This window comes from Falsiroseomonas sp. (genome assembly GCF_041690465.1).
Taxonomy (GTDB): Bacteria; Pseudomonadota; Alphaproteobacteria; order Acetobacterales; family Acetobacteraceae; genus Falsiroseomonas.
On sequence record NZ_JAWLHG010000004.1, the window covers coordinates 141,117 to 154,112 of the forward strand.

At 71.8% G+C, this 12,996-nt stretch carries 15 protein-coding genes and 1 pseudogene; 6 read left to right on the forward strand and 10 right to left on the reverse strand.

Features of this window, described 5'->3' with window-relative positions; all coding sequences use genetic code 11:
- Positions 1-147 precede the first annotated feature (147 nt).
- Positions 148-783: pseudogene (locus ACESM1_RS06530) on the reverse strand (TerC family protein); the annotation flags it as partial.
- Positions 784-911: 128 nt separating this feature from the next.
- On the opposite strand from ACESM1_RS06530, the gene purB reads away from it, so the two are divergent.
- From purB to ACESM1_RS06545, 3 genes are all read left to right on the forward strand, one after another.
- Complete coding sequence (gene purB / locus ACESM1_RS06535; protein ID WP_372618854.1) at positions 912-2,249, forward strand: adenylosuccinate lyase; 1,338 nt, start codon at positions 912-914, stop codon at positions 2,247-2,249.
- Positions 2,250-2,321: 72 nt separating this feature from the next.
- Positions 2,322-2,606 (forward strand): hypothetical protein, encoded by a 285-nt coding sequence (locus ACESM1_RS06540; protein ID WP_372618856.1) that lies wholly within the window; start codon positions 2,322-2,324, stop codon positions 2,604-2,606.
- Between the two features lie 104 nt (positions 2,607-2,710).
- The gene (locus ACESM1_RS06545; RefSeq protein ID WP_372618858.1) at positions 2,711-3,703 is read left to right on the forward strand and encodes a D-2-hydroxyacid dehydrogenase; all 993 of its coding nucleotides are present in this window, start codon (positions 2,711-2,713) and stop codon (positions 3,701-3,703) included.
- Positions 3,704-3,713: 10 nt separating this feature from the next.
- Here ACESM1_RS06545 and ACESM1_RS06550 read toward each other — a convergent pair whose 3' ends face one another.
- Entirely contained in the window at positions 3,714-4,682 is a 969-nt protein-coding gene (locus ACESM1_RS06550; RefSeq protein WP_372618860.1) for a Bug family tripartite tricarboxylate transporter substrate binding protein, read from the reverse strand.
- 88 nt (positions 4,683-4,770) lie between these two features.
- Between ACESM1_RS06550 and ACESM1_RS06555 the strand changes: the two genes are divergently transcribed.
- Entirely contained in the window at positions 4,771-5,460 is a 690-nt protein-coding gene (locus ACESM1_RS06555; RefSeq protein ID WP_372618862.1) for a glutathione S-transferase family protein, read from the forward strand.
- A 76-nt stretch (positions 5,461-5,536) separates the two neighbouring features.
- Here ACESM1_RS06555 and ACESM1_RS06560 read toward each other — a convergent pair whose 3' ends face one another.
- Positions 5,537-5,956: a VOC family protein gene (locus ACESM1_RS06560; protein ID WP_372618864.1), complete on the reverse strand. Its 420-nt coding sequence runs from the start codon at positions 5,954-5,956 to the stop codon at positions 5,537-5,539.
- A gap of 56 nt (positions 5,957-6,012) precedes the next feature.
- On the opposite strand from ACESM1_RS06560, the gene ACESM1_RS06565 reads away from it, so the two are divergent.
- Complete coding sequence (locus tag ACESM1_RS06565; protein WP_372618866.1) at positions 6,013-6,726, forward strand: ribonuclease activity regulator RraA; 714 nt, start codon at positions 6,013-6,015, stop codon at positions 6,724-6,726.
- 13 nt (positions 6,727-6,739) lie between these two features.
- On the opposite strand, the gene ACESM1_RS06570 is transcribed toward ACESM1_RS06565, so the two are convergent.
- From ACESM1_RS06570 to ACESM1_RS06595, 6 genes are all read right to left on the reverse strand, one after another.
- Positions 6,740-7,219 (reverse strand): hypothetical protein, encoded by a 480-nt coding sequence (locus tag ACESM1_RS06570; protein ID WP_372618868.1) that lies wholly within the window; start codon positions 7,217-7,219, stop codon positions 6,740-6,742.
- 2 nt (positions 7,220-7,221) lie between these two features.
- Positions 7,222-8,559: a sulfite oxidase gene (locus ACESM1_RS06575; protein WP_372618870.1), complete on the reverse strand. Its 1,338-nt coding sequence runs from the start codon at positions 8,557-8,559 to the stop codon at positions 7,222-7,224.
- Positions 8,560-8,584: 25 nt separating this feature from the next.
- Positions 8,585-9,415 carry an anti-sigma factor family protein gene (locus tag ACESM1_RS06580; protein ID WP_372618872.1) on the reverse strand — a complete coding sequence of 277 codons (831 nt, stop codon included), beginning with the start codon at positions 9,413-9,415 and terminating at the stop codon, positions 8,585-8,587.
- A gap of 3 nt (positions 9,416-9,418) precedes the next feature.
- Positions 9,419-9,937 (reverse strand): sigma-70 family RNA polymerase sigma factor, encoded by a 519-nt coding sequence (locus ACESM1_RS06585; RefSeq protein WP_372618874.1) that lies wholly within the window; start codon positions 9,935-9,937, stop codon positions 9,419-9,421.
- A 114-nt stretch (positions 9,938-10,051) separates the two neighbouring features.
- On the reverse strand, positions 10,052-10,669 hold the full coding sequence (locus ACESM1_RS06590; protein WP_372618876.1) for a YeeE/YedE thiosulfate transporter family protein: 618 nt from the start codon (positions 10,667-10,669) through the stop codon (positions 10,052-10,054).
- Positions 10,670-10,682: 13 nt separating this feature from the next.
- Positions 10,683-11,198: a YeeE/YedE thiosulfate transporter family protein gene (locus ACESM1_RS06595; RefSeq protein ID WP_372618878.1), complete on the reverse strand. Its 516-nt coding sequence runs from the start codon at positions 11,196-11,198 to the stop codon at positions 10,683-10,685.
- A 195-nt stretch (positions 11,199-11,393) separates the two neighbouring features.
- Here ACESM1_RS06595 and ACESM1_RS06600 point away from each other — a divergent pair, with 195 nt between their 5' ends.
- Positions 11,394-11,717, forward strand: coding sequence for a hypothetical protein (locus ACESM1_RS06600; protein ID WP_372618880.1), 324 nt, complete (start codon positions 11,394-11,396; stop codon positions 11,715-11,717).
- 422 nt (positions 11,718-12,139) lie between these two features.
- On the opposite strand, the gene ACESM1_RS06605 is transcribed toward ACESM1_RS06600, so the two are convergent.
- Positions 12,140-12,943, reverse strand: coding sequence for a DeoR/GlpR family DNA-binding transcription regulator (locus ACESM1_RS06605; RefSeq protein WP_372618882.1), 804 nt, complete (start codon positions 12,941-12,943; stop codon positions 12,140-12,142).
- Between the last annotated feature and the right edge of the window lie 53 nt (positions 12,944-12,996).

Here is a 12,996-nt window from a genome sequence, read left to right on the forward strand (position 1 = left end):
TTGCAGTGTGAGGTCCACCACCACCGTCGCGACGGCCGCGAAGAACATCACCTGGAACACCGTCACGAAGAACCAGAGGCCGATCGGGAAGGTGGCTGCCGGCACCGCCATCCAGCCAAGCGGCAGCAGCAGGTAGCCATAGGCCTGCGGCACGTTCTCGGCGATCTGGAAGGTGCCCTCGTAGATCATGCTGCCCGCGACGTAGAGGATCACCAGCAGGCCGACCCAGGCGATCCAGCGATGCTTGTCGAGCAGCTTGGCAATGAAGGTCGCGGCGACGCCCATCAGCACAACCGAGACGGCGAGGCCGAAGATCAGGATGTAGGGATGGTCCTTCGCCGCGCCGGCGACGGCCAGCACGTTGTCGAGGCTCATCGAGACGTCGGCGACCAGGATCTGCGTGATTGCCTGGCGGAGGGTCTTCCGCGGCGGACCGCTCGCTTCGCCCTCCAGCGCCTCGACGCCCTCATGCTCGGGGTCGTGGCTCGCACCGCTGCGCAGCTCGCGGTACATCTTCCAGCACACCCAGAGCAGCAGGACGCCGCCGGCGAAGACGATGCCGACGATGGACAGCAGCTGCACAGTGATCGAGGCGAAGGCGATGCGCATCACCGTCGCCGCGATGATGCCCCAGAAGATCGCCTTGCGGCGCTGGTCCGGCGGCAAACCCGCCGCGGCCATGCCCACGACGATGGCGTTGTCGCCGGCAAGGACGATGTCGATGAAAAGAACCTGGCCGAGTGCAACGAGCTCCTCGGTCCCGAAAAATGAAGAAAAATCCATGTTTAGCGAGCCTGTTCCTCGATCGACGCGCGCACATCAGTCGCGGCGCCGCGGGCTTGTCAACTGCCTGCACGGCGCCCCATGACGCGCATTGCCGAGACTGCCCACGGCCCATGGGGGAGCCCCGCATGATCCCGCGTTACAGCCGCCCCGAGATGACGGCCATCTGGTCTCCCGAGAACCGTTTCCGCATCTGGTTCGAGATCGAAGCCCTGGCCGCCGAGGCGATGGCCGAGCTCGGCACCATCCCGCGAGAGGCCGCCCGCGCCATCCGCGAACGCGGCGCGCCGCTTCTGGCCGCGATCTCGCAGGCCGACCTCGACCGCATCGACGCGATCGAACGGGAAACGCGCCATGACGTGATCGCCTTCCTCACCTGGCTCGGCGAGGGGATCGGCGAGTCGGCGCGCTTCATGCACCAGGGCATGACCAGCTCCGACGTGCTGGACACCTGCCTGGCGGTGCAGCTGACGCGGGCGGCGGACCTGCTGATCGCCGATGTCGATCAACTGCTCGACGCGCTGCGCACCCGGGCGCTGGAGTTCAAGCACACGCCGACCATCGGCCGCAGCCACGGCATCCATGCCGAGCCGACCACCTTCGGCCTGAAGCTGCTCAACCACTGGGCGGAGTTCCGCCGCCACCGCGACCGCCTGGTTGCCGCCCGCGCCGAGGTCGCGACCTGCGCCATCAGCGGACCGGTCGGCACCTTCGCCAGCGTGGACCCGCGGGTGGAGGCGCATGTCGCGAAGCATCTCGGCTTGGCGGTGGAGCCGGTCTCGACGCAGGTGATCCCGCGCGACCGCCACGCCGCCTTCTTCGCCGCACTGGCGGTGGTAGCCTCCGGCATCGAGCGGCTGGCGACCGAGGTGCGGCACCTGCAGCGCAGCGAGGTGCGCGAGGCGGAGGAGTATTTCCACCCGGGCCAGAAGGGCTCGTCGGCCATGCCGCACAAGCGCAACCCGGTCCTGAGCGAGAACCTGACGGGCCTCGCGCGCATCGTGCGCGGCTATGTGGTGCCCGCGCTGGAGAACGTCGCTCTCTGGCATGAGCGCGACATCAGCCATTCCTCCGTGGAGCGGATGATCGGGCCGGACGCCACCGTCACGCTCGACTTCGCGCTGGTGCGCGCGGCTGGGATGATGGCGAAGCTGACGGTCTATCCGGAGCGGATGCAGGCCAATCTCGAATCGCTCGGCGGCGTGGTGCACAGCCAGAAGGTGCTGCTGGCGCTGACCCAGGCGGGGATGAGCCGGGAGGCCGCCTATGCCGCCGTGCAGCGCGCCGCGATGGCGACGTGGACGGCGCTCGGCAGGCCGGGGGCGCGGAACTTCGCGGCCAACCTGCTGGCCGATGCGGAGGTCGCGTCGCGGCTCGATGCGGCGGCGCTCGCCGCGGCGATGGATCCGGCGCGGGATTTCGGCCAGGTGGACACGATCTTCGCCCGCGTCCTGGCGGAGGCGTGAACAAGGCGTTGCCGCCCATCTCTCGCCACACGCGGCACGTATACCGTGCGCTGTCGAGAGGAGGTTGCGTCCATGCGTTTCCCGCTCAAGCTTCTGTCCCTGGCGGCCCTCGGCGTCGCGCTGATCGGCGTGGCGCCGGCCGAGGCCGATGGCAGGCGTCATGGCCGTGGCGGCTATTGGGTTGATCCGCCGCCGCGCTTCGTGCCGGCGCGGCCGCGCCACTGGCACGGGCCGCCGCGCGGCTACGGTTACTATGCGCCGCCGCCGCGCGTGTACTACCCGCCGCCGCGCGCCTATTATCCGCCGCCGCGCTACTACGCGCCGCAGCCGGGCGCGGGCTTCTACTTCCGCTTCTGACGACGCAAGGCGTGGCGCGCTACCACGCGGCAATCGTCCCGCGGTAGCGCCGCCACGCATCCGGGTGGTTGCCGACGGCAGCGCAGGCTGCAAGGCTCGCGCCCATGCGCATCCACATCCAGAATCCGCCCGGCGAGCAGGATTTCGCCATCACGCTCGCCCAGTGGCAGGCGGCGCTGGCCCGCGGGCCGTCGCTCGGCCCAGTCGAGGTCAGCATCGCCGATGACGATGCCGGCTTCTCCGCCGCGATGCGCGAGGCGGAGGTGCTGCTCACCTGGACCAAGGTGGTGCGTGCGCGCTTTCCCGTCGGCGCGCTGCCGGAGATCGCGCCGCGGCTGAAGGTGATCGCCTGCACCTCCGCCGGGCTCGACCGCCTCGCGCCCTTTGACTGGCTGCCCGAGGATGTGCTGCTGCTGAACAACCGCGGCACCCATGCGGCGAAGGCCGGCGAGTTCGCCATCATGTCGCTGCTGATGCTGGCCGCGCACATGCCGCGCCTGGCGACGGCGCAGCGCGAAGGCAGGTGGGAGTCGCGCTTCGGCTCGGTGCTGGCGGGGCGCACCGTCTGCATCGTCGGGCTCGGCACCATGGGCGGCGCGGCGGCACGCCAGGCGCGCGCCTTCGGCATGCAGGTGATCGGCATCCGCGCCCGCCCCGCGCCGCACCCGGATTGCGCCGAGGTCCATGCGACCGATGCGCTTGATGCCGTGCTGCCGCGAAGCGAGTTCCTGCTGCTCGCCTGCCCGCTGACGCCCGCGACGCGCAGCCTGATGGATGCGCGCCGCCTCGCGCTGCTGCCGAGAGGAGCCAAGGTGGTGAACATGGCGCGCGGGGCGGTGTGGGACCAGGACGCCGCCTGCGACCTGCTGGAGAGCGGCCATCTCGACGGCTGCATCACCGATGTCGCGGTGCCCGAGCCGCTGCCGCCGGAGCACCGGCTGTGGCGCACGCCGGGCATGACCGTGGTGCCGCACGTGTCATCGGACGATCCGGCGACCTACAACGACCGCACGCTGGACATCCTGCTGGCGAACCTCGCCGAGCTGCGCGCGGGCAGGCCCGCGCCGAACCGGGTGGATCCGGCCCGGGGCTACTGATTCGATACAGCTACTGGATGCGCAGGCCCGCGCCCTCGATCACGCGGCTCCACTTCGCGTCCTCTGCGCGCACGAACTGCTCGAAGCGCGCCGGCGGCATGAAGAAGGCGCGGCAGCCCTGCGCTGAGAGCGCCTGCACCACCGCCGGCTCCGCCACCGCCTTCTCCAGCGCGGCGGAGAGGCGCGCGACCACGGACTCCGGCATGCCGGCGGGACCGACGATCCCCCACCAGGGCGCGATCGAGAAGCCGGGCATGCCGGCCTCCATCAGCGTCGGGATCTCGGGCGCCTGCGCGGCGCGCGCCGAGGTGGTCACGCCCATGATCTGGATGCGGCCGGCGCGCACATTCTCCAGCACGGTGCTGAAGGCGTCGAAGTAGTAGTCCACGCGGCCCGCCACCAGGTCGGTCATCGCCGGGGCCGAGCCGCGATAGGGCACATGCGTCGCCTGGATGCCGGCCGCGACGTTGAACGCCTCCGCCGTCAGGTGGCTGGTCGCGCCCTGGCCGGAGGAGGCGAAGTTGAGCTGGCCCGGCCGCGCCTTCACATGCGCGATGAAGGCCGGCAGCGTCGCCGGCAGGCCGTTGCGCACCACCAGCGCGAACGGGCCGTCGCCGATCGGGCCGACGAAGCCGAAATCCTTCGCCGGATCCCAGGGCACGTTCCGCTCGATCAGCGGGCGGTAGAAGGTGCCGGCGCCGGCGATCAGGATCGTATAGCCATCCGCCGGCGACTTCGCGGCGTTCTCCGACCCGATCGCCCCGCCCGCGCCGGCGCGATGGTCCAGCACCAGCGGCTGGCCGAGATGCGGCGTCATCGCATCGCCCACCACGCGCGCGATGTTGCTGGTGGCTCCGCCCGGCGGCCAGGGCACGACGAAGCGCACCGGCCGCGTCGGATAGCCGCCCTGCGCGCGTGCGAAGCCGGGCGCGGCGAGCGTCAGGGCGGTGGCGGCGATCAGTGAGCGGCGCGTGGTCATGCCGGTCTTCTCCTCGGGCGATGAGGGCATGTTGCACGTGCGAAGCGACGTGGTGCAACAATCACGAGACCACTCAGGAGATCAGCGCATGCCCAAGCCCGTGCTCCACCTCGGCAGCGCCTGGTCCTCCTCCTGGTCGGTGGTGGGCTGGATGGCCTGCCGGCTCGGCGGGCTGGAGGTGGAGGAGCGCACCATCTTTCTCTCCCGCCCCGACAGCCCGGCGAAGCTGAAGGCGATCAGCCCGTCCGGCCGCGTGCCCGCGCTGCATGTGGAGGGAATGGTGCTGTGGGACAGCCTGGCGATCGCCGAATGGCTGTGGGAGCGTGACCCGAGCTGCGCGATCTGGCCGCAGCACGCCGAGCGCCGCGCCTATGCCCGCTGCCTCGCCGCGGAGGTGCACAGCCATTTCGACGATGTGCGCAACGGGCTGCCGATGAACCTGGTCAAGCGCTGGCCGCTGCGCGACGGGCTGCCTTCGAACGTCAAGCTGATGAACCGCCCCGGCGTGCGCGCCGGCACCGAGCGGATGGAGGCGATGTGGCGCGAGGCGCGGCGCCGCTACGGCGGGCCGTATCTGCTCGGCGAGACCTTCTGCTTCGCCGATGCGGTCGCCGCGCCGATGTGCAGCCGCTACGTCACCTACGGGGTCGAACTCGCACCCGACAGCATGGCCTTCATCGCGGCGCAGATGGAAAGCCCGCTGATGCGCGAATGGCGCGCCCGCGCCGAACGGCAGGCGGATGAGGTCGGGCGCGAGATCGTGCTGCAGTACCCGTGACAGAAGCAGGGCTCCGCCCCGCACCCCGCCGGGGACGATGGGCGACGTATACGTCGCCCCCCGGACCCCTCCATCCTCAGCCTCGCTGCGGGCCGCGCCCCGCCGGATAGGGCCAGCGCGGGTCGTTGAACTCCTGGATCTCCAGCCAGTAGCCCTCGGGGTCCTTGAAGAAGCAGGAATAGACGGTGCGGCCGCCCAGCATGTTGGGCGGGCCGTCGAACGCCACGCCGCGCGCATTGTAGTACTCGTACGCCGCCTCGACGTCCTCGACGAGGAAGGTGAACATCATCCCCTTCGTCCCGCGCGGCCGCCCCTCCTTGTTGCAGACCCCGAGGAAGCCCGTCGGGCTCACCTGGAACACACGGCAGACGCCCTGGTCCAGCACCTGCGGCAGCTCCATCACGTCGCGATAGAAGCCGGCGAGCCGGTCGAGGTCGTCGGTGTAGAGCCAGACCACGTTCTGCTCGATGAACGGCTTCTTCGGCGCGTCCGCCATGTGCCACCCTTCCCCCTTCGGCAGCGCCAGCTTGGCGCGATGGAGGCCATCCGGCAATGACACCCCTCGACGAGACGCTGCGTGCAAGGCTGGCCGCGATGCCGGTGCCGACGCTCTCGGCCGTCCTCTATGCGCGCGGCCTCCGCAGCCGCTTCCTGCACGGACTCGCGCCCGCCGATCCCGCCGCGCCGCGCATGGTCGGCCCGGCCCGCACCATCCGCGCCATCCCCGTGCGCGAGGATCTGCGCGATGCGGTGGCGCGCGGCGAGGCGCCGAACCTGCACCGCGCCTTCCTCTCGGAGATACCGGCAGGCGCCGTGCTGGTGTTCGCGACCGGCGGCGCGTCGCATGTCTCGGTGCTGGGCGACATCATTGCCACCGCACTCGCGCGGCGCGGCGTTGCGGGCGCGGTGGTGGACACCGGCGTGGCCGACCTGCCCGCCGTCGCGGCGCTGACGCTGCCGGTCTTCCATGCCGGCGGCTCGGCGCCGGTGCCTTCGGGCGCGGCGGTGATGGTGGCGGATCGCGACCTGCCGGTGGGCATCGGCGCCGTCGCGATCTTCCCCGGCGACATCATGGTCGGCGATGCCTCCGGCGTGGTGTGCATCCCCGCCGCCATCGCCGAGGCAGTGGCGGCGGAAGCGGCGGAGAAGCTGGCGCTGGAGGACTGGATCCAGCAGCAGATCGCCGCCGGCGCGCCGCTGGAAGGCACCTACCCGCCCGACGCCGCCACCAAGGCGCGCTACGCGGCCTGGAAGACCGGCCGGTAGCCGCCGCACGGGATCAGTTCAGGAACGGATTGCGGCCCCGGGCAGGTGCCTGCGCCGCCCCGAAATGGGAAGCGAGGTAGTCCACGATCAGCGACCGCATCTCGCCTTCCAGCGGGTTCATGCCGTGCCGTTCCGTCATCCAGTCCATCAGCCCGTCCCACTGGTCACGGGAGAAGCGGCTGCGGCGGATCAGTGCGGTGTTGTGGCAGGCGGTGCAGTAGCCGAAGGTCTCCGCCCTGCCCTCGCCCTCGGGCAGGATCGTCTCCTCCTCCGCCTGGGCGCTGACCTGGCGAGCGATCTCGGCCTGGCGCTGGGCTTCCGTCTGACGCGCGGCCGCCGCTTCCTCCGCCTGCTGGAAGGCGATGGCCGCCGGCGTCGGCGGAAAGCTCTGCCGCTCGCCGATCTTCGGCCCGGGACCGCTGATCAGCGCGCCGAGCGCGGCCACCACCAGGATGGCCACGACGACGTTGTTCAGGTTCACCCGATGCAGCACGGTCAGCCCACCAGGATCGCCGCGCGGCTGATCGGATTGCCGCCATAGCCCTGCGGGTTCCAGTTCGCCGCGACATGCGGCTGCATCCGGCCCTCGCTGTCGGTGCCGCGGTACCAGATCTCGTAGTAGCCGTCGGAGGGCAGCGCGACGCGGCCGGTCCAGCGCTGCCAGGCGTGGCGGTTCGCCGGCGCCGCCACCTGCATCTCGGTCCAGGTCGCGCCGAAATCCACGCTGGCATGCACCGCGCGCACCGTCAGGTCGCCCGCCCAGGCGGCGCCGCGCAGGTCGAGGCTGCGGGTGCCGGCCGGCAGCCGCGTGCCATGCGCGTGGGAGGACAGGATCGCGCGCACCGGCATGCTCTCCATGTCGGCGAAGTCGGCGCCGTTGTTGTTGCTGCCGGGCACGATGGGGCGCACCGGCACGCGGTAGGAGGTGCCCCCCATGCCCTGGCCGCGATGCGGCTGGGCCAGCAGCGTGACACGGGTGAGCCATTTCTGGCTCAGGCTGCCCGGCCAGCCCGGCACCAGCAGCCGCACCGGCGCGCCATGGACCTGCGGGATCGGCTGGCCGTTGAGGCGGAAGACGATCAGCGTGTCCTCGTCCATCGCCTTCTGGATGCGCATGCCGCGGCTGATCGCCGCGCGGTTCGGATCGCCCGAAAGGTGCGGGTCGGCGCCGAAATGGCCGGTGTGGCGCGCGGTGTCCTTCACGCCAGCCGCCTGCAGCACGTCGCGCAGGCGCACGCCGGTCCACTCGCCGTTGCTGATGGCGCCGTTGCCCCATTGGTTCCCGCGCCCCTGCGGCTGGAAGAAGGAGCGGCCATTGCCGCCGCATTCCATCTGCAACTGCCGGGTCACCACCGGGAATCGGCCTTCCAGCTCGCCCACGGTGAGTTCGAGCGGTGCGTTTACCTCCCCGTCGATGCGGATCTTCCACGCGCGCGGGTCGCCGGCAGGCTCCGGGATGCCGCCATTGTTGCGGATGAAGAAGTTGGCGTAGCTGGTGACCGGCTCGTCGAGCAGGTGCTCCGGCGTCTCGGCGTTGAGCGGGCGCTCGCCCTGGAGGATCAGCGGGCCCTTGCCATCCATTCGCAGGACCTGTGGGCCGGCACCGGCTCCTGTCCCCTGGGCCGCCGCGGGGCGCGCGAAGAGCGCGGGCAGCGTGCCCTCAGGCATGGTCCGCGCGAAGGGGATGGCCGCGCCGACGGTGGCGCCCATCGCCGCGAGCGCGGCCCCCTTCAGCGCGCCGCGGCGGTTGAAGGCGAGCGCGTCGGCGCGCTCCGGGTCGTCGCGATAGAGTTCCTGGATCGAACGCTCGGCCTTGCCGTGGCGCAGGGTCATCGTGGTTTCCTCCCTTTGGGTTGGTTCAGCCCGCCGCGTCCTGGCAGGGGCGGCGGGAAAGGCCGGCGATCATCATCCCGCCCGGCGGCGGCGCCTTCAGCGCCCGCTCCACCGCCAGGGCGATCGGCCGCAGCCGCTCGCGCGGCAGTGCCGCGGTGACTGCGAAGAGATGGCGGCCATCCGACCAGCGATAGGTGACCAGGCCGCCGGGCTCATCGTTGCAGCGCAGGTCGTGCGGTGCCGGATCGGGCGCCGGCCGGCGCCAGATCGAGAGCGCTGCGCCGTCCCCATCGATGTAGTGCAGCACCGCCGTGCGGCCCTCGGCGCCGGGCATCACCCACGCCGCTGCGGCGCCGAAGCCGAAGGCGGCCAGGTCGGGCAGGGGCATCGGCGTGCCGAGCCGGTCGGCGAGCCACGAGCCGAGATCGGCCTCGGCCGCCGAAGCGGCCTGCACGCGCGGCGATGCCTCCGCGAGCAGCAGGTGCAGCGCGGCGGGCGCCGAAGCCACCGGCGGCGAGGCCGCCTCCGGCATGCCGCGGACCAACCAGCCGAGCCCGCCCCCGGTGAGCAGCAGCACCGCCGCCGCCGCCGCGACCCGTGCCTGCCCGGCCACCGCCCGGCGCCGCGCCGCCCGCAGATTGGCCAGGCGCAAACGAGGCGGGATCGGTTCGGCTGCCTTGAAGGCGAGCGCGCACCGCAGCGCGTCACGCTGGGTGATCATCGCCCGCAGCCGCGCCGCCGCCTCCGGCCGCGCCTCCAGGTAGCGCTGCACCGCTGGCGCGCGGGCGGGCGACAGCCGCCCGTCCATGAGGGCGTGCAGATCGTCCTCCCCGATCGGGGCCTCGGGCTCAGCCACAGGTCAGACCACGCGGCGCAGCGCGGCGACCGGCGCGGGGCGGCCCTCGGCCATCTGCCGTAGCCGCTCCCGCCCGCGGGACAGGCGGGACATCACGGTCCCCGGGGGGACGCCGAGCACCCGCGCCGCTTCCTCGTAGCCAAGTCCCTCGACACCGACCAGCAGCAGCACGTCGCGCTGTTCCGTCGGCAGGGTGTCGAGCTGCGCGAGCACCTGGCCGCATTGCACCGCGGCATCCTGGCCGCTCATCGGCGCCGGTCCGGCCTCGAACTGCGCCATCTCGCCCAGCAGGCGCCCGCGCCGCGCCCGGCGCCGCCGGTCCGAGACGTGGAGGTTGTAGAGGATGGTAAAGAGCCAAGCGCGCAGCTTCCCCTCGGCATTCCGCCGATGCCAGGCGCCCAGGGCGTGTTCCAGGCAGTCCTGCACCAGGTCGTCGGCCTCGTCGGCGTTGCGGGTGAGCGACCAGGCAAAACGGCGCAGCGAAGGCACCAGCGCTTCCATGCGCGCGTCCCACTCGCTCACCGTCTCGCTTCCTCCGGCCGCATCCGCTTCGTCGCGATGCAGATCACCATGGTGGGACGCGCGGGCGGGTCGCCTTATTCCCGCCCGCGATACAATTTCTGGTTCTGGCCGGCGCTACTCGGCGGGCACCGCCCGCGCCGGCGGCTGGGAGGCCGTCGGCGGCAGCAGGCCATCGGCCTCCGTGCCAAGTTCCGTCCGCCAGGGGCGCCAGCGCTCCATGCCCCACAGCGTCGCCGCCAGCAGCACGGCGAAGCCCAGCGCCAGCAGCGGGAAGGACAGGCCCAGCACCTTGTCGAGCGTCAGCTTGCCCTGCCCGGCCGCGTCGATGTACGGGCGCAGCGAGGGCTCCGCATAGGTGAAGGCCAGCGCGCCGGCGAGGCCGCCGGCCAGCGTCATCCAGGCGTCGCGGTAGCCGGCGCCGATCTGCGCCATCACCGTGCCAGGGCAGGCGCCGGCCAGCGCGATGCCGACGCCCAGCACCAAGCCGCCGAGCAGGTCGGCAACCGGCAGCGTGGCCTTGGGCGAAAGGCTCGCCCAGCCGAAGCCGACGAGCACCGCGAGCACCACCAGCCCCGCGGCGACCGCGGCGAGGAAGACGCGCAGCATCAGGAAGCTGCGGAGTTGGAACTGGCCGAGGATGACGGCCGGTTCGAAGACGCGGGCCTTCTCCAGCAGGAAGCCGAAGGCGGCCCCCATCACCAGGCCCAGGATCACGGCGTTCAGGATGGACATGGCAGGTGCCTCCTCAGCGGACGGGGCGCATCAGCAGCGCGGTGGCGATGCCGCCGGCGAACATGGCGCCGACCGCGATGAAGGAGCCGAGCGCAAGCTGCGCCATGCCGGAGATGCCGTGGCCGGAGGTGCAGCCATCGGCGATGCGCGCGCCGAGCAGCATGATAAAGCCGCCGGCAAAGGCCATCGCGAAGCGCCCGCCCGCCCCATAGGGCGTGACCCGCTTCCAGACCGCGGCGACGCCCCGCCGCCGGCTGCCGGACAGCGTGGCGGAGAGCAGGGCGCCGAGCGCGATGCCGATGACCAGCGCCACCTGCCACCAGCTCTTCGCACCGGCGAGGTGGCTCGCCGCGTAGCGGATCTCGGTGATGGCGGGATCAAAGACCTCCGCGATCGCCACGGCGCCGGTGACGTAGGAGGATGAGGCGCCGAGCGCGGTGCCGAGCGCGAGGAAGGCGGGAATCTGCAGCAGGCCGATGCCTGCGCCGGCCAGATAGGGGGACCAGGCCTTGTCGCCGAGCCTTGGCATGATGGGTGTCCTCAACCGGATGTCGCCCGGCCGACCACGTCCGCCGGCCCGGCAATGCGATCATATGCACCTCGGCTAATATTAGCATATTAAAATACCGAAAGGCGGGCGGCTCTCCGCGCGGCCTTGATCCGGGTCAACGCCAATCGCGCCGGGGCCGGCTACCTGGGCGGCATGTGAGCAGGGCCGCATGCAATGACCGTCTCGATCCGCCGCAACTGGCGACGCCTTCCCGTCGCGGTGCGCTTCTTCCTCAGCCATGCGCTGGTCGGCTTCGCGCTGGGAACGCTGTTCGCGGCGGCGCTGCTCTGGGCGGACCCGGGCGGCGTCGGCACCATCCTGCGTCGGGCACCGGGACATCCCGGCCCGCTTCTGCTGCTGTGGTTCTTCCTCTCGCTCACGCTTGGCGGCGTGCAGACCGGCGTTGCGGTGATGCTGCTGGGCTACCCGGATCCGCCGCCACCGCCGCCCCGCAGCGGCACGAGGGCGGCGGAAGCGGTACAGGCCCGCCGAGGATAGGAGCTGGCCCCTGCCAGCTTCCCGTCTGGCCTGAACCGGGCGGTTCCTGAACGCGTGTTGTAGTGAACCACCGAGACGCGCAGGACGCCGCCGCCCTGCGCGAGCACCCGGCGTTTCGATCAGGCGGCGTGAGTGGAAATCGCCATGGCGGATGCCAACGCCGTCCGGATACACGGCGCCGAAGATGTGCTGCGGCCGGCTGCCCTCGACGGTGAAGGAGATCGTCGGCACGCGCCCGCCATCCATGGTGCGGCGGCCGATGATGCGCGCGCCATTGCGCTGCTCCAGCCGGCCGAGCAGGCGCTGGCCGGTCGCGCCGTGCTGCTCGGTGACGATGCCGGCTTCGGGCAGGATCAGGTGGTCGGACGGGTTCGGGAAGGCGGAGCGGCGCGAGGCCGATCACCCGGAACGGACTCCCAGCGTCACGGGGAGCCGGCATCGGTGCTGCGCGCAATGGCCAGGCTGGTCGGAGGCAGCGCCTCGGCGAGCGCGCCGCGCGGCGCATCGTCGGTCACCAGTACAGCAAAGGCGTGAAGGGAGGCGATCCGCTCCAGCGCCGCTCGCCCGAACTTGCTGGAATCGGCGAGGAGCATCGCCTGCCGTGCCGCGGCGATGGCGGCACGCTTGAGCGCGATCTTCTCCGCATCGAAGTCGCACGGCGCCCCGGTCCCGTCGAAGCCGGAGCAGGCGATCACCGCGATGTCGAGCGCGAGCCCGCCCAGGGTGCGCACCGCTTCACCGCCGACCAGCGATCCGTCGGCACCCCGCAGCGTGCCGCCGAGCACGCGCACGGCCGGCCCGTCGGGCCCCGCCAGCCGCAACGCCGCCTGCATGTTGTTGGTGAACACACGAAGATCGCTGCGCGCCGCCAATGCCACGGCCAGGGCCTCGGCCGTGGTGCCGACATCCAGGAACAGCGATGCCCCGGGCGGAATCCGCGCCGCCGCCGCCGCGCCGATGCGTGCCTTTGCCTCCCGCTGGCGCTCCGCCTTCTCGGCGTGGCCCAGGCGGACCGCGCCGGCCGGGCCGGCGCCGCCGTGGAAGCGCTGCAGCAGTCCACGCGCGGTCAGCGCGATGATGTCCCGCCGCACGGTCTGGGTGGAGACGCCGAAGCGGCGGGCGAGGCCCTCCACGGTGCCGAAGCCCTGCTCGCCGACCAGGCGCAACAGGGCGGCCTGGCGTGGCGCCAGGGCGGGATCGGGACCGGGAACGGCTTCGGGCGGCATGGAAGGAATCCTACATACAACAGGCGAGTCCGGGCATGACTCTCGCGGGGCCG